Origin of the sequence: Halobacillus ihumii (genome assembly GCF_902726645.1) — a bacterium.
In the GTDB taxonomy this organism is placed as follows: domain Bacteria; phylum Bacillota; class Bacilli; order Bacillales; family Halobacillaceae; genus Halobacillus_A; species Halobacillus_A ihumii.
In genome coordinates this window covers 565,084-591,862 of sequence record NZ_CACVAO010000001.1, presented here as the reverse complement: position 1 = coordinate 591,862, position 26,779 = coordinate 565,084, and the positions used below count along the sequence as shown (strand labels likewise).

The 26,779-nt window shown below is 40.5% G+C and carries 49 protein-coding genes and 1 tRNA gene; all 50 read left to right on the top strand.

Translation table 11 applies throughout. The annotated features are described in order from the left end of the window. The first annotated feature begins 163 nt into the window (after positions 1-163). The 50 genes from G6R08_RS03205 (at position 164) to G6R08_RS02970 (ending at position 26,779) form a co-directional block, all read left to right on the top strand. Positions 164-349: a helix-turn-helix domain-containing protein gene (locus G6R08_RS03205; RefSeq protein WP_163526655.1), complete on the top strand. Its 186-nt coding sequence runs from the start codon at positions 164-166 to the stop codon at positions 347-349. Between the two features lie 37 nt (positions 350-386). After that, positions 387-578, top strand: coding sequence for a helix-turn-helix domain-containing protein (locus G6R08_RS03200; protein WP_163526654.1), 192 nt, complete (start codon positions 387-389; stop codon positions 576-578). A 4-nt stretch (positions 579-582) separates the two neighbouring features. Beyond that, positions 583-861, top strand: a complete 279-nt coding sequence (locus G6R08_RS03195; protein ID WP_163526653.1) for a hypothetical protein — start codon at positions 583-585, stop codon at positions 859-861. Between the two features lie 326 nt (positions 862-1,187). Beyond that, positions 1,188-1,361, top strand: coding sequence for a hypothetical protein (locus G6R08_RS03190; protein WP_163526652.1), 174 nt, complete (start codon positions 1,188-1,190; stop codon positions 1,359-1,361). A 38-nt stretch (positions 1,362-1,399) separates the two neighbouring features. Next, a complete protein-coding gene (locus tag G6R08_RS03185; RefSeq protein ID WP_163526651.1) occupies positions 1,400-1,612 on the top strand; it encodes a hypothetical protein in 213 nt (70 codons plus the stop codon). Beyond that, a complete protein-coding gene (locus G6R08_RS03180) occupies positions 1,587-2,315 on the top strand; it encodes an antA/AntB antirepressor family protein (protein ID WP_240339639.1) in 729 nt (242 codons plus the stop codon). The genes G6R08_RS03185 and G6R08_RS03180 overlap by 26 nt, the downstream gene beginning before the upstream one ends. Before the next feature lie 101 nt (positions 2,316-2,416). Next, the gene (locus G6R08_RS03175; RefSeq protein WP_163526650.1) at positions 2,417-3,220 is read left to right on the top strand and encodes a phage replisome organizer N-terminal domain-containing protein; all 804 of its coding nucleotides are present in this window, start codon (positions 2,417-2,419) and stop codon (positions 3,218-3,220) included. A gap of 11 nt (positions 3,221-3,231) precedes the next feature. Further along, positions 3,232-4,026, top strand: coding sequence for an ATP-binding protein (locus G6R08_RS03170; RefSeq protein ID WP_163526649.1), 795 nt, complete (start codon positions 3,232-3,234; stop codon positions 4,024-4,026). A 1-nt stretch (position 4,027) separates the two neighbouring features. Then, positions 4,028-4,198, top strand: coding sequence for a hypothetical protein (locus G6R08_RS03165; protein ID WP_163526648.1), 171 nt, complete (start codon positions 4,028-4,030; stop codon positions 4,196-4,198). Then, the gene (locus G6R08_RS03160) at positions 4,195-4,773 is read left to right on the top strand and encodes a hypothetical protein (RefSeq protein WP_163526647.1); all 579 of its coding nucleotides are present in this window, start codon (positions 4,195-4,197) and stop codon (positions 4,771-4,773) included. The genes G6R08_RS03165 and G6R08_RS03160 overlap by 4 nt, the downstream gene beginning before the upstream one ends. Further along, positions 4,774-5,163, top strand: a complete 390-nt coding sequence (locus G6R08_RS03155; protein WP_163526646.1) for a hypothetical protein — start codon at positions 4,774-4,776, stop codon at positions 5,161-5,163. It begins immediately after the preceding gene. Further along, positions 5,160-5,405, top strand: coding sequence for a hypothetical protein (locus G6R08_RS03150; RefSeq protein ID WP_163526645.1), 246 nt, complete (start codon positions 5,160-5,162; stop codon positions 5,403-5,405). The genes G6R08_RS03155 and G6R08_RS03150 overlap by 4 nt, the downstream gene beginning before the upstream one ends. A gap of 9 nt (positions 5,406-5,414) precedes the next feature. Then, a complete protein-coding gene (locus G6R08_RS03145) occupies positions 5,415-5,579 on the top strand; it encodes a hypothetical protein (RefSeq protein WP_163526644.1) in 165 nt (54 codons plus the stop codon). Positions 5,580-5,589: 10 nt separating this feature from the next. Further along, positions 5,590-5,799: a DUF1653 domain-containing protein gene (locus tag G6R08_RS03140; RefSeq protein WP_163526643.1), complete on the top strand. Its 210-nt coding sequence runs from the start codon at positions 5,590-5,592 to the stop codon at positions 5,797-5,799. Beyond that, positions 5,796-5,960 (top strand): Fur-regulated basic protein FbpA, encoded by a 165-nt coding sequence (locus tag G6R08_RS03135; RefSeq protein ID WP_163526642.1) that lies wholly within the window; start codon positions 5,796-5,798, stop codon positions 5,958-5,960. Before G6R08_RS03140 ends, G6R08_RS03135 begins: the two co-directional genes overlap by 4 nt. Next, positions 5,957-6,493: a dUTP diphosphatase gene (locus G6R08_RS03130; protein WP_163526641.1), complete on the top strand. Its 537-nt coding sequence runs from the start codon at positions 5,957-5,959 to the stop codon at positions 6,491-6,493. The genes G6R08_RS03135 and G6R08_RS03130 overlap by 4 nt, the downstream gene beginning before the upstream one ends. Continuing rightward, complete coding sequence (locus G6R08_RS03125) at positions 6,483-6,923, top strand: RusA family crossover junction endodeoxyribonuclease (protein ID WP_163526640.1); 441 nt, start codon at positions 6,483-6,485, stop codon at positions 6,921-6,923. The genes G6R08_RS03130 and G6R08_RS03125 overlap by 11 nt, the downstream gene beginning before the upstream one ends. After that, positions 6,904-7,044 carry a hypothetical protein gene (locus tag G6R08_RS21940; RefSeq protein ID WP_205439386.1) on the top strand — a complete coding sequence of 47 codons (141 nt, stop codon included), beginning with the start codon at positions 6,904-6,906 and terminating at the stop codon, positions 7,042-7,044. Before G6R08_RS03125 ends, G6R08_RS21940 begins: the two co-directional genes overlap by 20 nt. A 99-nt stretch (positions 7,045-7,143) precedes the next feature. Next, positions 7,144-7,485, top strand: a complete 342-nt coding sequence (locus tag G6R08_RS03120; protein WP_163526639.1) for a hypothetical protein — start codon at positions 7,144-7,146, stop codon at positions 7,483-7,485. Continuing rightward, complete coding sequence (locus G6R08_RS03115; protein ID WP_163526638.1) at positions 7,445-7,855, top strand: YopX family protein; 411 nt, start codon at positions 7,445-7,447, stop codon at positions 7,853-7,855. The genes G6R08_RS03120 and G6R08_RS03115 overlap by 41 nt, the downstream gene beginning before the upstream one ends. Further along, positions 7,848-8,378, top strand: coding sequence for a zinc-finger domain-containing protein (locus tag G6R08_RS03110; protein ID WP_163526637.1), 531 nt, complete (start codon positions 7,848-7,850; stop codon positions 8,376-8,378). The genes G6R08_RS03115 and G6R08_RS03110 overlap by 8 nt, the downstream gene beginning before the upstream one ends. A 12-nt stretch (positions 8,379-8,390) precedes the next feature. Then, positions 8,391-8,567, top strand: coding sequence for a hypothetical protein (locus G6R08_RS03105; RefSeq protein ID WP_163526636.1), 177 nt, complete (start codon positions 8,391-8,393; stop codon positions 8,565-8,567). Then, the gene (locus G6R08_RS03100; protein WP_163526635.1) at positions 8,564-8,725 is read left to right on the top strand and encodes a DUF3954 domain-containing protein; all 162 of its coding nucleotides are present in this window, start codon (positions 8,564-8,566) and stop codon (positions 8,723-8,725) included. The genes G6R08_RS03105 and G6R08_RS03100 overlap by 4 nt, the downstream gene beginning before the upstream one ends. Before the next feature lie 37 nt (positions 8,726-8,762). Beyond that, on the top strand, positions 8,763-8,888 hold the full coding sequence (locus G6R08_RS22215) for a hypothetical protein (RefSeq protein ID WP_275897919.1): 126 nt from the start codon (positions 8,763-8,765) through the stop codon (positions 8,886-8,888). Between the two features lie 114 nt (positions 8,889-9,002). Continuing rightward, complete coding sequence (locus tag G6R08_RS03095; RefSeq protein WP_163526634.1) at positions 9,003-9,191, top strand: hypothetical protein; 189 nt, start codon at positions 9,003-9,005, stop codon at positions 9,189-9,191. Beyond that, positions 9,169-9,324 carry a hypothetical protein gene (locus G6R08_RS03090; RefSeq protein ID WP_163526633.1) on the top strand — a complete coding sequence of 52 codons (156 nt, stop codon included), beginning with the start codon at positions 9,169-9,171 and terminating at the stop codon, positions 9,322-9,324. The genes G6R08_RS03095 and G6R08_RS03090 overlap by 23 nt, the downstream gene beginning before the upstream one ends. Next, complete coding sequence (locus G6R08_RS03085; protein WP_163526632.1) at positions 9,302-9,757, top strand: ArpU family phage packaging/lysis transcriptional regulator; 456 nt, start codon at positions 9,302-9,304, stop codon at positions 9,755-9,757. Before G6R08_RS03090 ends, G6R08_RS03085 begins: the two co-directional genes overlap by 23 nt. Further along, positions 9,754-10,296 carry a tyrosine-type recombinase/integrase gene (locus G6R08_RS03080; protein ID WP_163526631.1) on the top strand — a complete coding sequence of 181 codons (543 nt, stop codon included), beginning with the start codon at positions 9,754-9,756 and terminating at the stop codon, positions 10,294-10,296. Before G6R08_RS03085 ends, G6R08_RS03080 begins: the two co-directional genes overlap by 4 nt. Before the next feature lie 432 nt (positions 10,297-10,728). After that, on the top strand, positions 10,729-11,001 hold the full coding sequence (locus tag G6R08_RS03075; RefSeq protein ID WP_163526630.1) for a hypothetical protein: 273 nt from the start codon (positions 10,729-10,731) through the stop codon (positions 10,999-11,001). Beyond that, a complete protein-coding gene (locus tag G6R08_RS03070) occupies positions 11,001-11,402 on the top strand; it encodes a hypothetical protein (protein ID WP_163526629.1) in 402 nt (133 codons plus the stop codon). Before G6R08_RS03075 ends, G6R08_RS03070 begins: the two co-directional genes overlap by 1 nt. Before the next feature lie 16 nt (positions 11,403-11,418). Then, the gene (locus G6R08_RS03065; protein ID WP_163526628.1) at positions 11,419-11,592 is read left to right on the top strand and encodes a hypothetical protein; all 174 of its coding nucleotides are present in this window, start codon (positions 11,419-11,421) and stop codon (positions 11,590-11,592) included. 305 nt (positions 11,593-11,897) lie between these two features. Continuing rightward, a tRNA-Arg gene (locus tag G6R08_RS03060) sits at positions 11,898-11,971 on the top strand. A 35-nt stretch (positions 11,972-12,006) separates the two neighbouring features. Then, a complete protein-coding gene (locus tag G6R08_RS03055; RefSeq protein ID WP_163526627.1) occupies positions 12,007-12,165 on the top strand; it encodes a hypothetical protein in 159 nt (52 codons plus the stop codon). A gap of 144 nt (positions 12,166-12,309) precedes the next feature. Next, positions 12,310-12,654, top strand: a complete 345-nt coding sequence (locus tag G6R08_RS03050; RefSeq protein WP_163526117.1) for a hypothetical protein — start codon at positions 12,310-12,312, stop codon at positions 12,652-12,654. After that, the gene (locus tag G6R08_RS03045) at positions 12,638-12,901 is read left to right on the top strand and encodes a hypothetical protein (RefSeq protein ID WP_163526626.1); all 264 of its coding nucleotides are present in this window, start codon (positions 12,638-12,640) and stop codon (positions 12,899-12,901) included. The genes G6R08_RS03050 and G6R08_RS03045 overlap by 17 nt, the downstream gene beginning before the upstream one ends. Beyond that, positions 12,891-13,232 (top strand): HNH endonuclease, encoded by a 342-nt coding sequence (locus tag G6R08_RS03040; protein WP_163526625.1) that lies wholly within the window; start codon positions 12,891-12,893, stop codon positions 13,230-13,232. The genes G6R08_RS03045 and G6R08_RS03040 overlap by 11 nt, the downstream gene beginning before the upstream one ends. A 218-nt stretch (positions 13,233-13,450) precedes the next feature. After that, complete coding sequence (locus G6R08_RS03035; RefSeq protein WP_163526624.1) at positions 13,451-13,987, top strand: P27 family phage terminase small subunit; 537 nt, start codon at positions 13,451-13,453, stop codon at positions 13,985-13,987. Then, on the top strand, positions 13,977-15,530 hold the full coding sequence (locus tag G6R08_RS03030) for a terminase large subunit (protein ID WP_163526623.1): 1,554 nt from the start codon (positions 13,977-13,979) through the stop codon (positions 15,528-15,530). The genes G6R08_RS03035 and G6R08_RS03030 overlap by 11 nt, the downstream gene beginning before the upstream one ends. 181 nt (positions 15,531-15,711) lie before the next feature. Further along, positions 15,712-16,929, top strand: a complete 1,218-nt coding sequence (locus G6R08_RS03025; RefSeq protein WP_163526622.1) for a phage portal protein — start codon at positions 15,712-15,714, stop codon at positions 16,927-16,929. Continuing rightward, positions 16,926-17,657, top strand: a complete 732-nt coding sequence (locus G6R08_RS03020; RefSeq protein ID WP_163526621.1) for a head maturation protease, ClpP-related — start codon at positions 16,926-16,928, stop codon at positions 17,655-17,657. Before G6R08_RS03025 ends, G6R08_RS03020 begins: the two co-directional genes overlap by 4 nt. A 2-nt stretch (positions 17,658-17,659) precedes the next feature. Next, entirely contained in the window at positions 17,660-18,886 is a 1,227-nt protein-coding gene (locus tag G6R08_RS03015; protein WP_163526620.1) for a phage major capsid protein, read from the top strand. 52 nt (positions 18,887-18,938) lie between these two features. Further along, positions 18,939-19,319 carry a hypothetical protein gene (locus tag G6R08_RS03010; protein ID WP_163526619.1) on the top strand — a complete coding sequence of 127 codons (381 nt, stop codon included), beginning with the start codon at positions 18,939-18,941 and terminating at the stop codon, positions 19,317-19,319. A 33-nt stretch (positions 19,320-19,352) separates the two neighbouring features. Further along, complete coding sequence (locus tag G6R08_RS03005) at positions 19,353-19,892, top strand: head-tail connector protein (RefSeq protein ID WP_163526618.1); 540 nt, start codon at positions 19,353-19,355, stop codon at positions 19,890-19,892. Further along, positions 19,892-20,248 carry a phage head closure protein gene (locus tag G6R08_RS03000; RefSeq protein ID WP_163526617.1) on the top strand — a complete coding sequence of 119 codons (357 nt, stop codon included), beginning with the start codon at positions 19,892-19,894 and terminating at the stop codon, positions 20,246-20,248. The genes G6R08_RS03005 and G6R08_RS03000 overlap by 1 nt, the downstream gene beginning before the upstream one ends. A gap of 1 nt (position 20,249) precedes the next feature. Further along, positions 20,250-20,624 (top strand): HK97-gp10 family putative phage morphogenesis protein, encoded by a 375-nt coding sequence (locus G6R08_RS02995; RefSeq protein WP_163526616.1) that lies wholly within the window; start codon positions 20,250-20,252, stop codon positions 20,622-20,624. Further along, positions 20,621-21,013, top strand: a complete 393-nt coding sequence (locus tag G6R08_RS02990; RefSeq protein WP_163526615.1) for a hypothetical protein — start codon at positions 20,621-20,623, stop codon at positions 21,011-21,013. Before G6R08_RS02995 ends, G6R08_RS02990 begins: the two co-directional genes overlap by 4 nt. Positions 21,014-21,015: 2 nt before the next feature. After that, positions 21,016-21,885, top strand: coding sequence for a major tail protein (locus tag G6R08_RS02985; protein WP_163526614.1), 870 nt, complete (start codon positions 21,016-21,018; stop codon positions 21,883-21,885). 54 nt (positions 21,886-21,939) lie between these two features. Beyond that, positions 21,940-22,305: a hypothetical protein gene (locus G6R08_RS02980; protein WP_163526613.1), complete on the top strand. Its 366-nt coding sequence runs from the start codon at positions 21,940-21,942 to the stop codon at positions 22,303-22,305. A 215-nt stretch (positions 22,306-22,520) separates the two neighbouring features. Next, positions 22,521-25,967, top strand: a complete 3,447-nt coding sequence (locus G6R08_RS02975) for a phage tail tape measure protein (protein WP_163526612.1) — start codon at positions 22,521-22,523, stop codon at positions 25,965-25,967. Next, the gene (locus G6R08_RS02970) at positions 25,964-26,779 is read left to right on the top strand and encodes a phage tail domain-containing protein (protein ID WP_163526611.1); all 816 of its coding nucleotides are present in this window, start codon (positions 25,964-25,966) and stop codon (positions 26,777-26,779) included. The genes G6R08_RS02975 and G6R08_RS02970 overlap by 4 nt, the downstream gene beginning before the upstream one ends.

The window sequence follows — 26,779 nt, the reverse complement described above, 5'->3', positions numbered from 1 at the left end:
TTCCACCCTCCCACGTAAATTTACCCTTACAATTATAATATTACTTAACGAGAACTACAAAAAACATGAAATTTTTTCTTGATACAATGTTTACATATAACAAACAATAGTGTAGTATAAAATTATAAAGTTTACAAATAACAAACAAAAGGAGGTCATCACCATGAAGGGTCACCGATTGAAAGAACTTAGAAAAGCTAAGGGCATGTCTCAATCACAATTAGCTGAATCCCTTAATTCAAGCCGTTCCTACATTTCACAAATAGAAGGCGGTCATGTAAATCCGTCCATTAACTTTCTAACACGCATAGCGGAAAAGTTAGATTGTTCTGTTCAAGAATTTTTTTAATCAATTTGTTCACTATAAGTAAACAAGAGGTGAAAAAATGAAAATTTTAAAACCGAGTGAAGTTGCTGAAATTCTTCAATGCGGAGAGGATCATGCCAGGGAAATCATGTCTTGGAAAGACTTCCCTGCATTTGAAATTAATAAATCCAAATCTAGAGTATTTAGGCGAGTGTTTGAAAAGGATTTATATGAATGGCTCGAAAAACAAAAGACCTTGAGGGAGGCTTAAACAAGTGAATAACTTAGATAATTATCTTGTTAGCGATGTGAGTCAAGCAGTCAGGGAAACCAAGTGTTTCTGGAAATTATCGGATAAGCTGAATGAGGCTTTTACACAAGGAGATATGGAGAATACAAAGAAGATCGCCAGCGACATGATAAACACAGCGAATACGTTAATCGAGTTAAGAAACAAAAAAATCATTGAAGATCGTAAGCGCTTAGAAAAATTAGCGGAATATAAACTCAATGCTCATGGCATTTATACAGCATCTGTAGAGGTGAAGATATGAAGATTGATTGGCAAAATGTGAAAATCTATATCTGCTTAATCGGGTCTGTATCTTTTTTATATCATCAGCTGGTGAATTTATAGGAAGTGTACAATATGAAATTTAATCAAAAAAATACCGCCAAGAGCTCCAACTCTTAGACGGCGAGTATCTAGTAAAAATATTATACCATTGATGACTTGTTTCAATCAATACTGCGACAGGCGTGGTGAACCTGTCGTTGAGGCTAGGAATGGCGACCTTACCCATTCACAAGAATGCTGAATTAGTCCGGCGTTCCTGGTCTCAACGATGTGTTCACACATCAGAAGGTAGGTGAAGCATGTGTGTTTTATGAGGTTGATTTTTGCATCCCATTAGAAAAAGGCAATTTCAAAACGATCCATACAGAGTTAATAGCTTCCGAAGGCGTAACTCAGTGTAAAGAAGTCGCAGATGAAATTGCCGGTCGATTGGACGAAAAAGACCTCCGTATATTTATTGGAGACTTTATCGAATAAGATTATCTCCATTTTACCACAGTAAAGAAGGTAATCAAATGAAGTTGACCAGAAGAGAGGTTGCCATTCCTCATCATTATGAATGGATGACAGAAGGATCTAAGAACCGAGGGAAGTTATTCAAGCGTTATATAGCAGCTTACGTGAAACATAACTATCCAGGATGGTATCTATCTAAGATCACTGGAAGAAAGGCCATTATCAAATTAAAGGAGGAGGCAGGGAATGAATCAAATGAAGATGATCGCTAATGAAATGCTTCCTGTTTATGAAAATGAATACCAAGAAAAATTTGTGAATGCCAGAGAATTGCATGATCAGATGATGGTAGGTAAAGACTTTTCTACTTGGATAAAGAATCGCATTGAAAATTACGGATTCATTGAAGGTGAAGACTTTTCCCCAATTTCGGTGAAAAGTGAATATGGAAGACCGAAGATTGATTACCTTCTAACCCTGGATACTGGAAAAGAAATTGCTATGGTAGAAAACAATGAACTGGGACGGGCCATTCGCAAATACTTCATTGAGGTAGAAAAGAAACATCGTAAACAGCAACCACAATCCATTGAAGATTTGATTATCATGCAAGCTCAATCCTTGAAGCAAGTAAGGGAAGATCAGGAGCAGCTTAAGAAAGAGAATAAGGTCATCACACATCGTTTGGATAACATTGACCGGATTGATGCTATCGGAGATCTACAGCAGCGGTTGAATGGGATGGTGAAGAGGTACGCCCAGCAAGAAGGACTAACTTTTGCCAAAGCATGGGGCGAGTTCAGAACAGCTTACAATACAGCCTTTCACACTAATTTAAAGGCTAAGTTAAACCATTATAAGAACTGTCACGGGTTGAAATCTCTGACTATGCCACAATATCTATCTCTCACTGATAGTTTGGAAGATGCAATCAGAGTGGCGGATAAAATGCTGAATGAAATAAAAAAAGCCTAGGGGTCACCAGCACCTAAAAGCTCTCCTGAGAAAATACTTTATATTCCTATTATATCAAAAAGGACAAGCTTTATGCATGAAAATGAAAGAAAGGGGATCATGTGAGCGAAGTAAAGTGGATAAAGCTGAATACACACATGTTCGAGGATGAAAAGATCAAGCTGATTGAACAGATGCCAGATGCAGACACTCTTCTAGTAATCTGGATCAAGTTAATTGCTCAAGCAGGAAAGGTCAATGCCAGCGGATACATCTTCTTAAGTGAACGGATACCTTACAGCGATGAAATGCTGGCAACGATCTTCAACCGCCCAATAAATACAGTAAGAATGGCGCTGGACACATTCCAACAGTTCGGAATGATTCACATTGACGATAAATCGTTTATCCGAATAACCAATTGGGAGAAGCATCAGAACATTGCTGGATTAGAAAAAATACGCGAACAGAACCGTAAAAGAGTAGCCAAACATCGTCAAAAAAAGAAGCTAGAACAACCAAAAGACGATGTAACGTTACATGTAACTCAAGGTAACGCACCAGAAGAAGAACAAGAACTAGAAAGAGAATTAGATATAGATAAAGAGAAAGAACAACTACAAGAACAAGACGTTGCTGATGTTATTCAGTTCTGGGACGTAAATGGATTTGGCCTGAATAATACAAATGCAAAACATCAGTTGTTGTCGTGGTTGGATGATTCTAATTTTCAATATCCAAAAGAAATGATTATAAAAGCATTAGAAATTGCATGTGCAAACAATAAACGTCGCTTAAATTATGTTGAAGGCATTCTGAGGAATTGGGAAAACGAATCTTTATTGACTGCTGCAGAAGTAGATCAGGCAAAAGGTAGTAAAGGAAAGTCACAAAATGGATATGACCCCGATGCCGATGCCTTTTAGGAGGTCCAGTAGTGAAATCATTTAAGGAAATCGCCGGTAAGGTGTTGCAAGAAGTAGGGGAGAAGGAATGTGAAACATGCGGGTCTCTCTATAAAATCTATGAAACTCCCAGGGGGCCAATGGGAGCCTGTAAAAAATGTGCGGATGATGAGCTAAAGAAAAATTTGAAACTTCCTTATCTTGAAGAATTGGAACAAAGTAAAGCGAATAACTTTATCGCCAGTTTCGAGAAAGTTTCTGATGACCTCAAAAGGGCTTCTGTAAATTCGTATGTTCCTAAACATGATTCTCAGATCAAAGCAAAGCAAACAGCGATTAAATTTGTTAAGGAATTTGAAGAAAAGCCGAGTCAGTCACTTGTATTCAGTGGGGACCCTGGTCTAGGCAAAAGTCATTTATCATATGCGATCGCTAAAGCTGTTCGCAGTCAACAGAAGAAAGTTTTATACATCAAGGTTACAGACTTCCTAGATCATATCAAAGCTTCATACAACAAGCATTCCAATGTATCAGAGGAACGAATCTTCGAAATGGCAGCCGATTTAGATCTTCTCGTCTTAGATGACATTGGATCAGAGTACGTGAAGACGAACGATACTGGACATGAAACGTGGGCATCAGATGTGCTGTTTAAGGTGTTTGATATGAGATTGAATAAAGCAACGATCTGCACCACGAATTATTCAGAACGTGATCTCCAAGAAAAGTACGGCAATAATGGCCCTCGCATTATCTCCAGAATGATGAATGGCGCTACTGGAATTCGATTGCAGGGCGACGACTACAGAAGACAGGAGGCGTTTTAATATGTGCGATATATGCCACGGAAGAGGCGGATATTACGACTACGATCAGTCTGTAATATACGTTATGCCTTGTCCAAACGAAGTATGCAGACAGATTGCTCAAGAAGAATCAAAAAAAGTACGAGCAAGAATACAAGAGTATCTCGATCAAAAGGAGGCTGCATCTGTATGACTGATAAATTGGTGATTACGAAAGAGCAATCAGGAGCGTTAGATTTATTCAACAGTTATGACCTGTTGTTTATAGACTTTATAAATCCTGAGACAGAATGGGTGGGTGCTTTTAAATCGTTAAACAACTTCACCCCTGAACAATTCGCTTTACTCTTATGCGGATGGTACACCGTAGAGGAACCTTTCAAGGTGGGGGATTGGGTTGTACATGGGCTTGCTGAAAAAATATTCAAGGCGGACATCGGAAAAGTTACTAAATTAGTCGAAGATGGTCTACACGCCGATAATGGAATGGGCGGTTATATCGGAGCATTCCGCAAAGCCACACCCCAAGAAATCGCACAAGAGAAAGAGCGTAGACGCTGGAAGGCTATTGATCGGGAACCAGGACAGATTAAGCCATACGATATCGTTACTCACGAGTATCATAAGGGATTGCTGGAAGTGGTATCTGTTGAGGGGGAGCATGCATTCGTTAGTGATAATTTCGCTGGTAGTGAAAAAAAGGTACTCAAAACATTCCTAACATTAGATACACCGAGCGAACAGCGTTTCGGATTGGAGGACGTGTGAATGAGTGAATGGCTAACGACAGGGCAGATTATTGATCGGTTAAAGATAGGTCAAATAGCGGAAAGTGAATCAGGAGATTTGGTTGAATGGGCTCCTCAAACAGGTGACTTAAGATTCGCACCATCAGGTGATAAGTTTCGCAAGAATGAACATTCCAGAAGGATGAACAAAGTTTATCTAAATGAAAGGTGGCGCATCCAACCTAAATATGTATCATTCGGTGAAGCAATGATAGCTCATAGTAAAAAGAAAACAGTCACATACCATCATAACGATGAATTGAGATATAGATTTGAGCACTCGTTAGACACAGGCCAATTTAAGGAACTATCTAGCGATAACCTTTGCTTACATGAATTGATTGAAGGCAAATGGACGATTGAAGAATGAACACCATCGCTAAAAACACTTACCTACCGAAAACAGGCAATAACGTAATCATCTTGGAGGAATTAGAATTCGGCTATCCAGAAAAGCAGCTGAAAGAGATCCAGGACGATTGGAACGATGGTGTGGAGCTGGAACAGATCGCATGGAAACAGAAACGTCCAGCTGATGAAATATTCTTAGCACTGTTCCATCTCGGAAGAAAAGGAAAGATTAAACGAAAATTCGGATGCAGATACATTTAGGAGGTTGCCATGATCTATGAACAGGAGTACAAAACAGCCCACATCATAGAGCAACTCAACAAATTAGGATTTAACGACACCGAAGGACTCACATATGACGAATTGAAAAGAAAGTTAGCTGTAGCCAGAGCGTTGGAAGTTGATTTGAACAGCGATGATAATAAATGGTTTTAGGAGGTTGTCGATGAGACCTAAAAAAGGTGAATTCTACAAGCATTTTAAAGGAAACACATATATGGTTCAGGGGCTTGCTCTTCATCATGAGACACAAGAAGAGCTCGTAATCTATAAATCTTTCAAAGATGAAATCAGTTGGGTAAGGCCTTTACAAGAGTTCATGAACGATCATCCATCAGGTGTGAAGCGATTCACCAAAATGGAGGTGCATGAATGATACTATCCAGAGCGGTTGATGAACGGAAAAACTATCTCATTCAGGAATTAGCGGAAAAGGGTTATGTTGAGGATTTTCTAGGTAAGAAAACGGAAGATATGACCCTCACTGAACTTGAAGAAATTCATATCAACATTCGATGTAAGGAGGCGGGTCAATGAATTGGCAGCTTATATTCAAGAATCAACAGAAACTGGATGCCAATATTGAAGAAAATCATCCACGTAAAGAAGGGGAAGATCGTCTCCTTAAAAAGGTCGTAGCATTACAAGTCGAATTAGCAGAAATGGCCCAGGAGCACAAATGCTTTAAGTTCTGGAAGGTGGACCAGCGACCAAACACCAAAGTATTGGTGCATCCAACGATGAATGATGAGGACAAGCAATATAAAAACCCACTCCTGGAAGAATTCATTGACGTTGTTCACTTTGTTGCATCAGTAGGTTTGGAGTTAGGAATTAAAGAAATTGAGATCGTCCAGGTTAATGATAAAACTGTGTTGGAATTCTTCCGGGATATATTCAACTCTGCTTCACAGCTTGGATATGGTAAGGATAAATTCAATATGTTCCAGACCGTGATCAGTCATGTAACAGCATTAGGTGCAAAGCTTGGATTTACATCGGATCAGATCATGGAGGCTTATAAGCAGAAGAATGCAACGAACTTCGAAAGGCAAGCCAATGGATATTAATTTCACTGTTCTGGGCGAAACGGTCGCCCAGGGCAGACCTAGAGCTGGGAAGTCACCAACCGGAAAGACCATCTTATACGATCCTAAGAAGTCAAAGGATTTTAAGCGGTATGTTCAGTTAGTAGCTTCACAACATGCTCCTAATAATCTATTGGAAGGCCCGTTAGTCGTTAGGGTAAAAGTGTATAAGCCACTGCTCAAAAGTTTCTCCAAGAAACGAACGAATGAAGCGGAAGCGGGATTATACAGACCGATCACCAAGCCCGATGTCGATAATTATGTTAAAGGAATCAAAGATGCTCTTAATAAAGTGATCTGGAAAGATGATAGCCAGGTAGTCGATCTCACTATTAGTAAATGGTACAGCGAAAAGCCACGTGTAGAAATTGAGATCAGCGAGGTGGAATCACATGGCGAAAAGAAAACGTAAGCCGAAATGGTACCTGCTGTTTCGGTTTGAGGACGGTCAAGCTGTCCATGTGTATGAACCCTTAAGGAAAGATGAACTGAATGCTAAAAAGCGAAGAGGATGGAAGGTGAAACCTACATGAAGGAAATTCATGATTGGATCAAGCTCATGGAAAAAGCAAAAGGAATGGGATTGACTGTTGATCAGGTCAGGAAGGCTATTCATGAATTGGAGGATGTTTATGAGTGATATGAAGCGAGTGGATGAATTATGGGAATCAATGTTTAAGTCTATGCACCAAGAGGGTCACGGTATTTACGATAGGATCGATTTAGATATTGACGACTTCAAATTTCTAATTGATTTATCGAAACAACAGCATGATCTTATTGAACGTCATGAGAAGGCAGTCGAACGAGCGAACAGAATTTTATGCATAATATCCGATGCAACTAATGATAACGAAATCTACTGGTTTTGCAGAGACACTATTCACGAGATGAAGCAGCACTTAGAACCTGAACCCGAGGAAGGTCGGCGGTATGAGTTGGAAAGTGAGGTTGATGATTATGAGACCAATTAAATTCCGAGCTTGGTATAAGCCGACAAATAAATTGTTATGCAGTAATGCAGTAGAAAGTATCAATTTTGAAACAAAGGTAATAGGTGCTTACTTTGAATATGCAGGATACAAACAATTAAGAATGTCTGACTTTGAAATCATGCAATTCACAGGCCTTAAAGATTGTAACGGCAAGGAGATCTATGAAGGGGATATTGTCAGTTACGAATCAGTTTACATTGACCCGATCATAGGTGGAACGCAAATTAAAAAGGTTATGTTTAGTAGCGGTGAATTTCACCCAGAAGGCGTTTCAGGTTGGGGGCATTCAGGGACAGTAAAAGTAATCGGCAACATATACGAGAACCCAGAGTTGATGGAGCATGAGTAGAGCGGATACCCTTGCTAAAATAGATGATTTGTTTGAAAGCCATTGTAATTTATGCAAGCACAGGAACGATAATAACAATAAAGCTTGTATGCCATGCTCAATCGGAAAAGAGATTCGGAGCTTAGGTGATCAGCTTAATGTAGGTGAGCGTGATTATCAGAGGGTTTTAGATAAGGGTCCTGACCTTACGTGGTCCGATATTGATTTCTTGAAAGAACGTGAAGTCCCATGGACAGAAATCTATAAAGCTACTGGAATTCACAAACAAAGTTTTCTTGAATTGAATAAAGTCCGAAAGGGTGAAGCGGTATTGAAAACGAAAAAACCTAATGAGGAAGCTATTAAACTGTTAAAAGAAACGGATATGACTCCAAAGGAGATTGCAGCTGAAACCGGTGCAAATATCAAAACTGTCTACACTTATTCTTCTAAATATAGAAAGAAGGAATCGAGGGATCAGAGAGTAAAAAAGACGGTTACTCCTGTTCAGGAAAAAGTTGAGCAGGAGAATCCGCAAGCTTAATATGATCAATACATGAAGGACTTGAAACATCAGCTAGAAGGTGAACAAGAATCTAACGAAGCTCTAAAAGGAAATATCGCTCACCTTATTGATGAGATCAGTGATCTGAAGAACCAAAAGGAAATTAGTGATAAGAAGAGTTACCACCTATTCGAATTGCTGAAGATAAGTCAGGAGGAGTCGGAATGAAAGAGGAAATCGATCTGAATGAAGATGCGGTATATGTGGTGAAAGATGGCGAGGTTGTTAAGGCTCCTGCTCCAGAGAAAGGATATGGAGCTCTAACGATTAACTGGCAAGGCGGGAAACCATGTCACGGGAAAATGGAGCAGAGTTTTAAACTGTGATAGATGAGTGACTCATTTAGAAAAGGGGTGGGCGGAATTGAAAGCAGAAGTCATTGATGAATTGAACCAAAGAAGAGAAGAAGCACTGGATAACGACAAACAAGAAACCTATGAATCCTTAAGCGACTTTTATAATTGGTTTGTAGAAAGATATATCCTTTGAACATTTCGAAGATAAGGCTAATCAAATAAGCTACTGGAACAACCAGGGCACTGATTACAAGCTGCAAGTGCAGCTGTAGTTGGTGCTCTTTTTTATTAGAAAGGAGCGTATGTGATGGTCGGAATTGTGATTTACCTAATCATTGGGTTAGCGCTGTGTTTCCTTGAAGACGATCCACAACATGAAACGGAAGAGGAAGAGAACTTCTATATGTTTATTCTGATCGCCATGGTGTTTCTTTGGCCACTGTATCTCCTATATAGGTGGGTGGTGAAACAAAATGGCAAGAAAGCAGACCTATGACATGCAATGGAAAGTTGATAAGGCCAGACGAGATAAACGTGCTGGTGTAACCAAAGCAATTCAGCCAAGTGAATATCTCAAACAACTATTTGATGAGGTGAGATGGAAGAATGACAAATCAACTAAACTTTAAGCTTCCAAAGATTGATCGTGATGAAACAAAGGATGCCGTTGAAGCTGCACTAGAAAAATATCAGATGTACATGCTTATGGATCCGTCCGAATTCACACCACAAATCACAGCAAAATTTAAGATCACACCACCATCTAATAATAATCAATTCCATTCTTCCACTGAAAGTGCAGCAATTCAACGTATGGACTTGGAGAAAGAGCAACAGATATACATGAATAGAATCAGAAATGCCGTGAACCGTCTTCCCTTTAAGGAACGGTCCGTGATCGTTAAGAGGTACATGGAGCACGAAGACATCTTAGATTACATGGCGTACAACGAACTGGGATACAGTGAACGTCATTACTACCGATTAAAGGCTAGAGCCATTTACAAACTGGCCTTTGTGCTCCGTATCGAAGTTTATGAGAAGGAGGTGAAAGAGGCATGAACTTCGTTGAGCCCATACGAGATCCAGTAAAGGTTGAAAAGATGAAGGAGTACTTACGGCAAAAGAATGAAAGGAACTATGCCCTGTTTCTGTTAGGGATAGCAACAGGGCTCCGTATATCAGATATTCTGCAGCTGAAGAAGGAAAACCTGCTACGTACTCATGTAGACATCAAAGAAACCAAGACACGGAAAAGAAAACGCGTCAAGATACCTGGTTACGTGCGTAATGATCTAATGCTTTATGTGAAGTCACTGAACGATGAGGAATACTTGATCAGGAGCCGACAGGGACACAACAAGCCTATTGTCAGATCAACAGCCTATCGTATCTTAAGGGAAGCTGCAGAGTATGTAGGCTTATCTGAGATCGGCACACACACACTAAGGAAAACCTTCGGTTATCACTTCTATAAACAGACGAAGGACATTGCCTTGCTGCAGGAACTATTCAATCACACAAGCCAAGAGATCACGCTAAGGTACATCGGCATCAACCAGGATTCATTAGATAAGGCTATGGATAAATATCGAATCTAGCCTTTTTCTTTTTATTTTCTTATGAGCGCACTATAAAAATGCTAGGAGTGCGCTCAGTTTATAAAATGCTTTAAACGTAACAGCATCAACGCTTTCAGCGTTTAGACCAGTGCAACAGAATATGTATTGTAGTGAACTCACTTACTAAAAAACGATAGAAAGGAAGATATAAATGCGTGAAAGAATGTGCGGTGTATGTAACAGAGAAGTACCTTTGGATTTTACTCAAGTGGCAAGGCTGGAGAAGAATGGAACTGTAACCCCGTATCATATGGGTTGTGAATATGGTGCGAGTAAAACAAAGCCTTGCGAAGATTGCGGAGAACACAGAAGGTTATGCGTTGATTGCATGGAACCAGAATTCGATTAATGAACTATCACGTTACAACCTGTGATGGTTGAACTAGCCAAAATACAAAGGAGGTGAAAACATTGGGTGCATTTATAGCTCAACAACCCAATGGATTATATTGTAGATTTTCTACGGTGGTGGACTGTCCCACACATTGGAATATGACAAAGGAAGATTACTTGAACAATATTACTGGGACAGTTAGTAAAAGAGAAGTTGGAGAAGAAGTATTAGAGGTTTGGTTGAGGCCATTTCCAGAAGTGATTGAAAGATTTCTGCCAAACAACATGACACAAAGAGAATTTGATAATTGGATTAAAGAAGTAAGTTTCGAAAAAAGGAGAGGATTCTAATGATTGATCTGAAACGTTTAGAAGCTATTAAGGAAATACACAACAAAGCGATCAAAGTATCTGAGGAAGGCGACATACGCATGGAGTTAGGTGATATTTTAGGGGAGTTATTCACCAAAAAGCATACAGACTGGCTTATCGAGCAAGCTGAAAAAGTTGAATCCTTACAACAGCAATTAGAAGCTAAGATAATGCTTGTTAATAACGGATGGGAAGATGAACGTTATGCTTTGCAGAATCAATTTGAACAACAGCAGAAGGCGTTGAACAAATTTCATTACACCTGTTATACCCAAACATGCACCATGAACCATATGGATAACACAGAATGGGAGAAAGGCTATATGAGAGGTGTCGGATTCGGCAGAGAAATCGCAGAAAGATATTTTGGTAATAAATAATCAAGGAGGGTAGAATATGATTGCAGTTATTTATTTTGTAGCAGCAGCCCTTTGGATATTTAACACGATTGCTTATGCGGTTTTTGATGTTGAACTATCTCCAATAAGTCGGATATTTGCTTATTTGGTGACAGCGTGGGCTTTTTTCATTTTTGGACTAAATGAACTCAAAAATGAAAAGTACGATTGAATTTTCATGGCAGGATGATGGCAGATTCTTGGCAGAACATTTCACTAAAAAGGTGTTATGATTCTAGTATGAAAGAATTAACCACATCGATTTACCCGTCGGTGTTGGTATAACCACGTTGACTTGTTTCAGCTGATAGTGTGGAAAGCTGTCAGCATTGGTTGATCTACCAATCTTAAGTCTAGTCGTTGGCATGGAAAAGCCGCGACGCACGGTCACCATCTGTTTACTAGGTCCAGGTGGTGGCTACATCGTTTGCATAGTCACTCATTACATTGCCTGATGTAGTGAGTGACTCTTTTTATGTCCTTGTAGCTCAACTGGAAAGAGCATGAGATTTCTATTCTCACGGTTGCAGGTTCGACTCCTGCCAAGGGTGCTGATACAAAAATAATAAATAAGAGGGTGGGAGTATTGCAGGTTCACATCATAGGAGATTGCGATGGAGTTATGACTGTTGCTTTTGTGAAGAAGGGTAGCATTGATCGTATTGAGTCCGGTAATCCTAAAGTGATGTGGAGAGTGCTTGCCATCTTAAGAGATAGGAACATGTTAGTTAGGGAAACAGCTTAATCGTTATGGATATAAGGGTAATGTATCTCCACTAAGATTATGGTTAGTAGCTGCGTAGCGAAGTAAGCGAGTGATGTCGGCCATAGGAGAAAGCACAGGGGCGGGAGTGCATGGAGATAAACAAATATAAAGGGAGTGTTGATCATGGCTGGCTATAAGTCGAGCGAAGGTAAAAGAAGTATTGATAAACCGAGTATGACAGAAACACCACCACGGAGACCTGTTACTCCGAAGAAGAAAAGTGCTGGCAAACTCAGCATTGACGTAGATTGTTCCGATGCACTTACAGGATTGAAAGCAGTACAACGTGAAGCGAAGAAGGCTACTGGTGCATTGAGAGAGTTTGAGGATGTGCGTAGCAAATCCGGCTTGACTTATAACAAAGAATGTCCTGAATGTGGTGATGTTATGACTAAGGTTGTTTTACTTGCAGATGACGAGGAATTAGATTCTTCAGCAAGGTGCAGGTCCTGTGATTGTCGTGAGTAAACTTGAACAAATTAGAGATGGCATCAAGAAACAACAAGACCTATGGGCTCTTTACAGAAAGACCCTCCCCACTAAAGATATGCTACCGGGTGAGAAGAGAAAATGTGTTGCCAGGTGTCGAGAGATCATCGGTGAGATCAGTGAAGTGAGAGAACAAGTTAATGAATTAGACCGCCGGTGGAAAGAAGAAAGGCACCGGGGTCTTCATCCAGATACCTCCATCCAGGAGAACCACCATGCCACGTAGACCGAGCCGACCTTGTGGTGAGCCAGGTTGCAATACCTTAACTGCAACAACTTACTGTGAGGAGCATAAGGGATCAGGTAACACACATGATCAATTTAGAGAGAGTGCTTACCGTCGTGGTTATGACAACAGGTGGAGAAAGTATAGAGAAGTATTCTTGAGAAGCAACCCACTGTGTAAACACTGTAGGTCCCATGGTCAACTGGTACCTGCTACCGAGGTGGACCATATCCGTCCTCATCGTGGTGACAGTGAACTGTTCTGGGAACCAAGTAACCATCAAGCCCTATGTAAGCCATGTCACAGTCGTAAGACAGCTAAAGGATTGTAATGTAAGAGTAAACATAAACGTTTCTAAGCAAGTTTTAATGTGTTTTTCTTCTCTTTTTGTTTCGTTTTCCTACTTTTATTTGGTAAATAAATGTAAAAACAATGGTTGTAGAAGGGGTAGGGGGTCTAAATACCTACTGTAATTTCTTTACAGACCGTGGGGGCACCTTCGCGTGAGTTTTTTTCCCAAAATGAAATATTTTTAAAGGGGGTGATTTTATGGCAGGCAGATCGAGCAAACCGGTTCAACTTGTGAAAATGGAAGGAAAGAGCCATCGAACAAAAAAAGAATTGGATCATCGGGAAAAAGTGGAACAATCGCTTTATACAGGGATTAAATTTAAAGAATCTCCTGTCGTAAAATCTGACCCTGTTGCTCACAAGGAATTTCTCAGGCTTAAAAAATTGTATAAGCATATCGAGTATATAGATGGACTAGATGAACGAATTATTAATCGATATTGCAACATGGTCAGCCAGGAGCTCAGTTACTCTAAACAGATTGATTCGCTGACAGAAAAGTTAGAAGATGTTGAAAGCATCGAGGAAGAAATAGGCATTTATAAAACTATTCATAATTCGACTACGAAATTAAATCAGATCCGGGACATGCTCCTGAAAATTGAAGATCGATTATTTTTGAATCCTACAGCAAGAGTAAAAGCCATTCCAAAATCTCCTCCAGAAGATGATAGTAAGAAATCACCGATGGCTCAATTTATGAATAAACGTTCTGGTGGTCACAATGCCACATAGTAAAGAACGTGCTCTAGAACCCATTGAATTTATACAGATGCTAAAAGCGGTTGACGATTTTCATGGTCAGCCGTTTATTTTATTGGACTGGCAATATGAAATCATTTGGGATGTTTACGGAACGGTTACTGAATCTGGATACAGGCAATACCGATATTCCTACCTTGAAGTACCGAAGAAAAATGGAAAGACTTCGTTGATTGCTGGATTAGCACTTTATCATTTAGTTTGCGATCCACCTGGAGGGCAGATTTATTGTTGTGCTGCTGACCGTCAACAAGCTGAGCTCGTTTATAAAGCTGCTAAGGGCATGATTGAGCAAGATGAAGCCTTGGAAAGTGTAATTAAGGTTTTAGACAGTAAAAAAGAAATCATCAATCGTGAAACTGGAACGACCATGAAAGTATTGTCTGCTGAAGCGTACACCAAACACGGGATTAACCCTACTGTTGTTATCTTTGATGAGCTTCATGCTCAACCAAATAGAGATTTGTGGGATGTCATGACGTTTGGTGCAGGTGCAGCTCGTAAAGAACCTATTTGGTGGGTCATTACGACAGCAGGAGATGATCCAGACCGAAACTCTATCGGCTGGGAAATTCATGAACAGGCAAGAAAAATACTTGATGGTGAATTGGTGGATCCGACATGGTATGTGAAGATGTTCTATGCCCCAGAGGACGCAGATATATTTGACGAAGAGGTCTGGTTTCAATCTAATCCATCTTTAGGGCACACCATCAACATAGAAAGTGTTAGGCAAGAGGCTGTATCAGCTAGAAACTCTGAGAAATCAGAGCGATTATTCAGATGGTTACGATTAAATCAGTGGATATCTTTGAAGAGCGTTGGCTGGCAACCGTTGACGTTATGGGATAAAACAGACGGGAAATGGAACTTATCTGATCTAGTCGGTAAAAAATGCTATACGGGTCTAGATTTATCAAGTACCACCGATATCACAGCTGCATGTCACTTATTTCCTCCTCAAAAAGGAATTGATGAGTGGAGAGCGGTTTTTGATGCATGGATACCAGAAGACAACATGAGGGAACGGGTAAAACGAGATCATGTTCCTTATGATCAGTGGGTAAACAAAAAGCACTTGTTTGCTACTCCTGGTGATGTTGTCGATTATGACTTCGTTGAAGCCAGATTGATTAATATTAGCAAGCAGTATAATCTTCAAATGCTCGGTACTGACCCATGGAATAGCCGGATGTTGAGTCAGAGATTGATGAAAGAGGGAGTCGAAGTCATTGAGATTCAACAGAATATGAAAAATATGAGCCCTTCTATGAAAGCAATTGAACGACTGATGAAAAAGGAAGAGTTCACTCATGAGGTCAATCCGGTAGCACGTTGGTGCTGGGGAAATGTTGTTATTGCCACAGACGGTAATGAAAACATTAAGCCTATGAAGAACAAATCGAGAGATCGTATTGATATAACTGTGGCGATGATCAATGCGATGGCTACTGCCATTGTTATGGGTGAATCCACTGACTCTGTTTATAAATTTAGGGGGGTGCGAACTTTGTGAAGCCTGATTTATCGGATATTTTTATAATTTTAGGCCTTGTTATATTGGGCATAGGCCTATTTCTCGTATCACCACCCTTGATGTTTGTCATCATTGGTACGGTGATTTTTTTAATTGGATTATTTGGGGCTAGGAACACTCCTAACGAAAAGGTCAAACCGAAGGGCGGTGATTAAATTTTATGGGGATTTTTAATACGTTATTGAATCAATCCAGTACATTAAGTTCTCCTTCGGAATGGTTATCTGGAATGTTTGGTGGAACCCGTACAAATTCAGGTGTTTCCATCAATGAAGAGAATGCCATGAACAGTACAGCGGTATATGCAGCTCAAAAAGTTATATTTGAAACGATTGCTTCTTTACCTCTGTTTATGTACGAAAGAAAAGAAGTAGGTAAAGGGAAAGCAATAGATCATAAACTGCATTCACTGCTGCATGATCAGCCGAATGAAGAAATGAGTGCATTTACCTTTCGTGAATTGATGCAACACCATCTATTAACATGGGGAAACGCATTTGCAGAAAAAGAAATCGATGGAGCTGGTCGTACTATTGCTTTGTGGCCATTAAACCCAGCACAAACGATTGTTGAAAGAAATCCACGTTCAAAGCAGTTGGAATATACAACGATGACACCGGATGGTAAGTCCTTTAAGCTACCCAGGCATCGAGTATTTCATATTCCCGGATTAGGAGATGGGATTGTTGGTAAATCTCCCATTCGTATGCATCGAGAAGCGATCGGACTTGCTAAAGCGACGGAAGAGTTTGGTGCGCGATTCTTCGGTGAAGGGGCCACACCCGGAGGAATTATTGAGTACCCTGGTCAATTGGATGATGAGCAGTTTAAACGTTTCAAAGAGGATACAAGGGAAGCCCATTCGGGATTATCCAAGAGTCATAAACTGATGATCTTAGAGCAGGGGTTGAAATATCATCAGGTAGGGATACCGCCAGAAGATGCGCAATTCTTAGAAACAAGGAAATTCCAAACAACTGAAATTTCTAGAATTTACCGTGTACCTCCTCACATGATTGGAGATTTAGAGAAGGCTACATTTAGCAATATTGAACACCAGGGCATTGAATTTGTGGTTCACACTATCCGTCCTTGGCTCGTTCGATGGGAACAAGCTATTAAGATGCAATTGATTAGGCCGGAAGAGAAGAAAAAGTACTTCGCTGAATTTCTTGTGGATGGGTTGTTACGAGGCGACATTAAAAGTCGTTATGAAGCGTATGCGATTGCTCGTCAAAACGGCTGGTTGAACGCTGATGAGATCCGAGATAAGGAAAATCAGAATCCATTACCTGAAGGACAAGGCGGGGGTGAGTATTTGGTAAACGGAAATATGGTTCCAATTACAACAGCGCTTAAAGGGGGTGATAAACAATGAAAAAAATCAATGTGAAGGGTCCTATTATCCCAAGTAATCACCAATGGATTTATGACTGGCTAGATATGGAGGCTACAAGTCCAAAAAAAATCCAATCAGCATTGGAGGATGCGAATGGTGAAGATGTTGAAGTGCATATCAACAGTGGTGGTGGATCGGTGTTTGATGGTTCCGAGATCTATACCGCCTTGAAGGATTATTCAGGTAACACCACAGGGAAAATCGTTGGTTTAGCGGGAAGTGCTGCATCTGTCATTGCAATGGCTGTCAATAATTTAATGATGTCACCCACAGCTCAAATTATGATCCATAATGCTGCTACGATGGCGGGTGGCGATTACCGAGATATGGAACACACAGCCGGAATACTGAAAAATGTTAATAAAACAGTTGCTAACTCTTATATGGCTAAAAGCGGAATGAATGAAACAGATCTCTTGGATATGATGGACAAAGAGACGTGGCTTACTCCTCAACAAGCTATGGAATACAAGTTAATTGATGAGATTATGTTTGAACAAGATTATCAATTTGTAGCAAGTGTTGACCATTCCGGTTTATTGCCTCAACAGGTCATCGATAAATTACGGAATGAAGTTTTAAAAGATCCAAAACCAAATAATCAAGTTACTCAATCCTCTAACGACGATGGTGAATCGGAAGAAGATTTTTATATGCACAATTTACGCAAGAAAAAACTGGAGCTATTAAACAAGGAGGTCATATAGTTATGACAATTATCGAAATGCGTGAAAAACGAGCAAGGCTAGTAAATCAAGCACGAGACTTGGTAAACCGAGCGGAAGAAGAAAAGCGTGATTTTAATGCTGAAGATCAGCAGCAGTATGACCGCATCATGAATGAAGTAGATAACTTAAAAGCTTCTATTGATCGGGAAGAAAAACTTACTAGTCTGGAAAATGATTTAGATCAGCCAGTACATCAAGCGCACCGTCCTGAACCACAGAACCAAAACATGGATCAAAAACAAGGTCGTTCTGCAGAAGAATATCGCAATGCTTTCTGGAAAGTGTTCCGTAATGGAAAAGAAGCACTTAACCATGAGGATGTCTCTCTACTTATGGATCCACAAATTCGAAACCTAGCTGTTGGTACGGATGCAAACGGTGGTTATCTTGTGCCAGATGAGTTCGAACGTAAACTCATTCAGGGTTTAGAAGAACAAAACATCATGCGTCAACTGGCTACTGTTATTACTACTTCGAGCGGTTCCCGTGAGATTCCTGTTGAGTCCGATTATGGTACAGCAAATTGGATGGGTGAAAAAGAGCAATACACCGAAAGTGACGCAACGTTCTCTCAAAAGGTCTTAAGTGCTCATAAAGCGGGTACCATCATGAAGGTTTCAGAGGAACTATTAAATGATTCTGCATTTAATATTGATAACTATGCCTTAAATTCCTTTTCTAAACGATTCGGAAACTTAGAAGAGGCAGCGTTTATTAATGGTGACGGGGTAGGAAAGCCAACTGGTGTTATTCAATCAGCACAAGTTGGTCACACAACAGCCACAGGTCAGGTTGCATCCCTCATTGCAGATGATTTCATTGACCTTTATCACAGCCTAAAGCGTCCATATCGTCGTAATGCTTCTTTCTTGGCAAATGACGGTACGGTCAAAGCTGTTCGCAAGCTGAAAGATAGCGACGGACAATATATCTGGCAACCAGGACTACAAGCTGGTGAACCGGATCGAGTGCTAAGCCGACCTATTTATGTAGGTGATGATGTTCCTGCTCTTGGAGCTGGTGCCAAACCATTGGCTTTCGGTGACTATTCTTACTACTGGATTGCAGATCGTCAAGGACGTGTTATGCAACGTCTAAATGAGTTGTATGCAGCAACAGGTCAAGTTGGTTTCCGTATGTTTGAACGAGTGGATGGCAAGTTGATCTTACCTGAAGCGGTTAAAGTATTGCAGAATGCCAGCGCATAATAATAGAGGGGCTTAAACGCCTCTCTTTCTTTTTATAAAAGGAGGAAAGTGAATGAAAATCAAAATGCGAGTATCGATGGCATCAGAATATAGTGTTAAGAATATTGGAGATGTCCTTGACGTTTCAGATGAGATCGGGGCTGCTTGGGTTGCAGCAGGAATAGCTGAAAAAACTGATCTTGAACCTAATGTCCCTTATGAACCTCAACCTAATAATGGGGAAAATCCTGACGATAATGATGATAAAACTAACATTCTTGAAGGAACAGTGGAAGAAGTTGTTCAATCTTTAGAAGGACTAAGTAAAACCGAGTTGGAAGATCTTCTCGAGCAAGAAAAGTCAGATAAGGACCGTAAAGGTGTGAAAGAAGAAATTGAGCAACAGCTAAAAGAAAATGAAGAATCACCCAACAATGAAGAAGGCAAAGAGTAAAATCTTTCCCTTTATTAGACAGGAGGGTGAATAATGCATGTAAAAGTGATCACCGAGCCAACGGCTGAACCACTTACTGTTGCTGATGCTCAAGAGTATTTACATCTAGATCAAGGGCAAGAGGATGACACGGTGAAACGGATCATTGCAGCTGCAAGAAGAAGCGCTGAAAAGTTCACTCGTCGTTCCTTGGCTGTTAAAACGTATGAATTAATATTAGATGAGCGCAAAGAACGGATTAAAATTCCTAATCCACCCTTACAAACCATAGATAAAGTGAGTGTGAAAGATAGAAAAGGTAACGTTATAGAGGTCACAGATTTTTATGTGAGCGAATCTGAACCGGCAATCTTATTGGTGGAATGGCCGGATGTAGAATTATATCCTATTGACGCTTTTAAAGTTCAGTACACAGCAGGATATGAAACATTACCAGAAGACATTGGGCAAGCTATCCACCTATTAGTCTCCCATTTCTATGAAAATAGGGAAGCGGTTATCGTCGGTACATCGGTTGTTAAAATACCTTTTTCTATTGAGTCTCTGCTTTACCCTTATAAGGGGTGGTTTTAATGCGGCCCATCAGACCAGGCAAATATCGTCATGTGGTTTATGTTCAGAATAAGGAATCAACTCGTAATCCTGATGGTCGATGGGTTGATACATGGATTGATTTTAAAAAGAAGTTCGCTGATAAAGTCCCGATGAAGGCTGAGGAGTATTTTGACGCTAAGGCGGTTAATGCAATCCATACAGTGAATTGGAAAATGCGTTATGACGATGAATTGAATGAATCTATGAGAATTGTTAAGAAAAACCCTGATAAATCCATCAAACAAGTTTACGAGATTAAAGGGATACTCGACATGGAAGGCATGAATCGTGAATTAGAAGTGATCACAGAGGCGGTGATGGATAGTGGGAGCTGATATGAATATCTCCATGCGTAATCGTATCGATCAGCTTGGTAAGAAAGGGAGAAGCCAGGAAGGTAAAGTGCTTCGTACAGCTGGTGAAGTTTTAGCTGATGCTATCGCTGATAATATCCATCGATCCAAAACCAATAGCGCAACCTATCAGCACCTTCAAGATCACATTATTGTGAGTCGGACGAAAACCAACAATTTTGGAGAACGTTATGTAGAAGTAGGGGCAAGGAAAGGGCTAGGGTTTAAATTGAAATTCCTTGAGTTTGGCACAGTAAAAATGTCTGCTCAAATGCCAATGACTATCGGGATTGCTGAATCAAAAGATGGTGTGGCTTTGACATTAACTGAAGGCATGAGAAGGATCATGAGCTTATGATTAACATGAGAGATGATATTCTTCTGGCTTTAGAACAAAACGAAAATTTGGCGGCTCAACTTGATGAATATAGAGGCTATGCCGCCATTTTCGGTGTAAAGGCACCAGCTAATCAGGACTTTGATACCTACTTGATCTATTCCATCTTAAATCAAACTGACACTCATTATGGTGATAACAATCCACTGGCTGAGAATATTCAAGTTCATATTTCGATTTTCACTAAGACCGGCTCAACTTCTTCATTGTCGGAACAAACAATTCAGACGATGAAGGGGCTGGGCTTTTCTTGTACCTATAATTCTGAAATGGCGGATGAAGGGCAAGTATATATTCACATTCCCATGCGATTTCAAACAAAGAAAACAAAACCGAAAGGGGTTAACTAATTATGTATGCTACAGGTTTAAAAAACTTCCACTTCGCACCACTGGTTTCTGATGATGAAACAGGTACGGTGTATGAAACACCGATTAAAATATCTGAAGCGGTTACAGCTCAATTGGAGCCGAACATTGCCACAGGAAGGCACTTTGGGGATAACCACGTTGTAGCTTCTGCAAGTAAGTTTAATTATGCAGGAGTAACAATTAATACAACAAATCTTCCAGCAAAACAAGAAGCTGTTTTATTGGGAAGAGAGCTTGGCCCGGATGGCGTTCTTAAGTCAAAAGGAAACGCACCATACGGCGCTTTTGGTTATGAAGTAACCATGGATGACGGAACTAGTGAATTTTGGTGGTTACTTAAAGGCAAGTTCCAGGAGCCTTCCCGTACAAATAATACAGCAACAGACTCTATTGAGTTTGGTTCGCCTTCCATTGTTGGTGAATTTATTCCACGTAAATTTGATGAAGAATGGAAGTTTGTAGGTAACGAAGCTAATGATGGTTTTGTTTCTGCTGATACTTGGTTTAATGAAGTATATAAACCTAATCCAGATACAACTCCACCAACGGTTACTGTATCTCCGGCTGATGGAGATACAGCAGTCGTGACATCTTCTAATATCGTTTGGACATTTGATGAAGCCATTAAAGGTGCAGACGTTCATGATGGAAACTTCTATCTTATGGATTCCTCAGGAGCGCTGGTAGATGGAGAACTAACACAGAGTACAGACGAAACGACTGTTACTTTCACACCAACATCTGCTTTAACTTCTGCTACGGACTTTACAGCTGTGGCATCTAAAAACATTCGTGACCTTGCTGGCAATAACTTGGCTAGCAATGAAATTACTAACTTTACAACAGCGTAAGAGCGGCCGTATGGCTGCTCTTTTTTACATAAAAAACGAAGGGAGGATATTTCATTGGATAGTGGATTAAAGCGAGACATGCAACACAAACCCAAGGAAATACCGATCATGCTGGACAAAGAGCGAACTTTTATTCTTGATCTAAATGCTTATTCGGAATTAGATATGCTTTATGACGATAAATCATTTAATCACATTTTAGAGGACTTCTTTAAACAGCGACCTTACGCCATAAGAGCTTTCTTGTGGGCTTGTCTGGTGCATGAGGATGAGCATCTAACAGTGAAACAAGTAGGCAGTATGCTAAACAGTGGCGGATTCAACTATGCTGCTGAAATTATTTCAGGAGGATTAAAAGATGACGTGCCAAGTAAAGATCCTGATGATGATCAGCCAGAAGGAAGCGTTAAAAAAAAGTAGATCAGCGTCATGACTGGGAGCGATACTTTTGGTTTATTACAGAGCAGGCAGGAAAAAGCGAAGATGAATTTTGGAAACTTAGCATGAGGCGTTTACATGCTTATTTTCGTATGCATGAGCGAAAAAATAAACGTATTGAAAAAGAACGTGAACTACAGAAGCAACGAGAAGCTCTTGATAAGATGAGGAACGTTTAGTGAAAGGCAGGTGAGAACATGGCGGATCGTGATGTCATCGCTGATCTTGTTGCCCAGGTCACTTTGGATGGTACCAAGTTTCAAAATGGCGCAGGGAAGATTAATCGTGGACTTAAATTGATGAAGGAAGAAATGAAAACAGCCCAGCTAAGAACTAGACAGTTTGGAGAGTCCACAGAAAACCTTGAAAATAAATCGAGAATTCTATCCAATCAGCTGAGACTCCAAAAGACCAGTGTTGAACTTCTAGATAAGGCTCATAAAGAGGCTGTGCAAAGTGCAGGTGCTCATTCTAAAACTGCTCAGAACTTAGCAGTTCGGTTAGAGCGGGCCAAGCGTGAAATGATTGGTACGGAACAGCAAATCAACGATGTAAATGGAGAACTGAGAGAGCAGAACGGATTGTTAACGACTAATAGAGGCTTGTGGGGACGTACCTTTGACAATTTAAGTGAAGATATAAAGAACAGTAAAAGAGAGTTGGAAGGTCTTCAGCAGGTCATGGGCGGTGCACTTATCGCGAGTGGCATTGGATTTGGAGCAGCTATTTATTCAGCAGCGACGTTTGAACAAGCTCTTGCTGATGTTAAGGCTGTAAGTGGAGCCACCGGGGAGGAAATGAGCCAGCTCGCTGATCTTGCAAAGGAACTTGGAGAGCAGACCAGGTATAGCGGTAAACAAGTGCTAGAAGGTGCTCAAGAATTAATCAAAGCGGGTATTCCTCTTGAACAAGTTCTTGGCGGGGCACTAAAGGGAGCACTAGATCTGGCGACAGCAGGTGAATTGCAACTTGCTGAAGCAGCTGAAGTCGCCTCGACAGCTTTGAATGCTTTTGAAGAAGATGGATTGAGTGTAGCAGATGCTGCCGATATTTTAGCAGGGGCGGCGAATGCTTCAGCGACAGATGTACATGAAATGCGAATTGGTTTAGCTCAAGCTTCAGCTGTTGCTGCAGGTGCTGGACTTTCATTTGAAGATACGTCTACAGCGTTAGCGCTATTGGCGCAAAATGGACTTAAAGGTAGTGACGCAGGTACATCCCTTAAAGTCATGTTTCAAAGACTTGCACCGACGACAGATAAGGCCAAAGATGCCTTTGCTAAGTTTGGATTACTTACAAGAGATACGACAGAAGCTCTCCAAGTATTAGAGGAAGAAGGTATTAAACCGGCTAGTAACTCTTGGACTGATATTTATGATGCTTTATACGAATATGTTGAGGCTACAAGCGGAGCTCAAAGGGGAACGGAAGAAGCTACAAAAGCATTTGAGGGTTTATTAGATGAAGTAGGAGTGTATCAGTCAGCCTTTTACGATGCTAACGGTGAAATTAAGTCTATGGCAGAAATATCCGAGCTGTTACAGACCCAACTTGGTGATTTAACTGATATGCAACGTCAGCAAGCTTTAGAAACGATGTTTGGTACTGATGCTATGCGTGCGGCTACGATCCTATATAAAGAGGGCGCTGAAGGCATCAATGAAATGAATGAAGAGATGAGTAAGACAACCGCGGCTGAAGTTGCAGCTGTTCGAATGGATACATTTATAGGGAAACTTGAGGAACTTAAATCAACTCTTGCGACTCTTGGTATTGGCATAGCTGAAGACTCGATGGGCGACCTTACGGAAGTAGTTAAAGAATTAACGGAATGGATCAGGGACTTAAACCCGGATATGGTTGCAGCAGGACTAAAAGCTGTTGGTGCTGCAGGTGGATTTGGGTTCTTGGCCGCGACTCTTGTTAAAGTTGGACGAGGATTAATGCTATTAAGTGGAAACCCAATAGGCTTAACGATTACAGGATTAAGTTTACTTGTTGGTGCTTTTGTAGGGCTGAGGGGTGCTATGGAAGAAAGCCAAGAAGTATCCTACGAAACAGCAGATGCTCTCCAGGAGCAGTACAAGAAAACCGGACAGCTTATTGATGAATTTGATAAATTGAGAAACAAATCTAAGCTTACCAGTGATGAGTTTGCTCGTTATATTGATCTTCACCACGCTCTTCAAGATGCGACAGATCCTGAAGTAATTAAAGCGATTCGATCAGAAATGGATAAACTCCAAAATAAGTCTGGTCTTACCAATGAGGAATTATCCAAAATGGTTAGTCAGAATGAAACATTGACTGAAACGATGCCACATGCCACAAACAAAATTACAGATCAAGGGAACGAGATTGCAGGCACCACAGAAAAAATGAAAGAATATAACAAGCAAACTCGGATCATGGCCACTCGCGAATTAGAGGAGCAGTTCTATAAGGCTCTTAGTCAGCAGTCTGAATTGATCCAAAAGATTAAAGACGATCGAGCTGCATTAAACCGTTCAATGTCCCTTGAAGCAGAAATTCAAAAACTACTCGTAAATTACAATAAGCAAACCGCACAGTCCAAGATTAAGCAATATGAGTCAGAGGTTAAAGCACTTGATGTTGCGACTCAAAACGGTACTTTGCAAGGCGAAGCATTGGAAAAAGCCAAAATCGAATTAGAAGATAAGCGAGCATTGCTGACCATGCTCAAAGGCGGTAAACAAACCCTATATGAACAGCTAAGTATCTACATTGAGAAAAACAATGAACGACAGAAAGAGCTAGAAAAAACACAAAAGCAATTAAGCCAGTTAAGTATTGCCAAACAACGTTTATCTGAGCAGTATTTAATTGCAGCTGGGATTACAGATGAAAAAGCGCAGCAAGTTGTTCAAGAGGGTAAGTCGATTTCTTTAATTGAAACTAAGATTGGGAAGTTACAAGCTGAGAAACAAGCCTTGATCGAACAGACTCCTGTTAATAGACGTAATACGGAAGAACACCGAGAAGCGGTTGCAGAGATTGAAAAGGAAATTGGAAGGTTACAAACAGCCAAGGATAACATTTATAACCTTGTCAATGCAGCAAGTGACTATAACACGGAAATGGGTCAGGACATCAGTAAGGATGTAAACGTAAATGTAAATCCCTCTGCTTCCGAACTTGACTGGACGTTGAGCAAACCAATTTCTAAAAAGGTTCAATTGAGTGTATCCAACCCTAATGGTGTACTATCGATTCCTCGATATGCGGAAGGAACAAATTCTCACCCTGGCGGTCCTGCTCTTGTTGGAGAAGAAGGATATGAGCTTGCGAAGCATGGAAACCGATGGTCCATGTTGAACTTTGGAGTAGCGGATCTGCAACAAGGTACTCAAGTATTCACACATGAAGAATCCAACAGGATCATGAGTGCTTTGAATAACATTCCTGCTTATGCAAGTGGGATTAGTTCATCTGGTGAAGCGGATCGGATTGCAAATCGTCTACAAGATAACAGCCCGCCGGCCCAAGTACAGACATCTAAGTCTGGACCACTAACTATTAATCTTAGAATAGGGAGGCAGCAGCTGCAGGCGCATGTTGATGAAGTGAGCCAAATGCTGGGAACAGAAGTGAAATTGAAGAAAAGAAGGAGGGGGGGCCGATGATCAAGCTTGACGGAAACAATCTAAGGGAATTTGATATTGAACTATTAGAGAATCACCAGAATCCAATGTCGGCTCCTACACGTGAGAAAACATTGAAGATTCCTGGAAGGAAAGGAGTCCTTAGCTTTGGCACCGAGACCGATCCAAAACCTCTTAATCTTCCTCTAGGAATTTTACCGCAAGCAAATAAGATAGGATTGCATAGAAAGATCGAAGCATTTGATAGATTTATATCTGATGACTGGGGGAACCCCAGAGAAATGAAGCTAGTGTACGACTACAATCCTGACAAGTATTACATGATTAAAAAGGTCGGGGAGATACCTATTGAACGATTCGTAACAATGGGAAGCTTTGAATTACCTATCATTGCTCATGATCCCCAAGCCAAGCTTATTGTAGAAAATCACGAAATTTCTTGGGATAGTACTGAACTAACTTATGATTCGAGTGTCTCAATGGATCACTATTCACCTGGTACAAACATACCTGTTACAGCACCAACATCCATTGATTATTACGTGAATGGCTATGCGGTACGACCAACTATTATTATAGAGGGAAGTGCAGATTCTTTGACTGTCTCAGCAAATGGGCAGTCTTTTTCTTTGGGTTCATTTACTAATACGAAATATGAAGTAATCGGACAGGATTACACCATTAAAAAGAACAACACCCAAAATGGTATGCCTGATCTCAAGAAAGATTCCATCAATGATCATTTAGAGCTACTTCCAGGCGATAACACAGTAAACGTTGATGGTTCAGGTTTAGACATAACATTTTCACTGATATTTAGAGATCAGTATTGA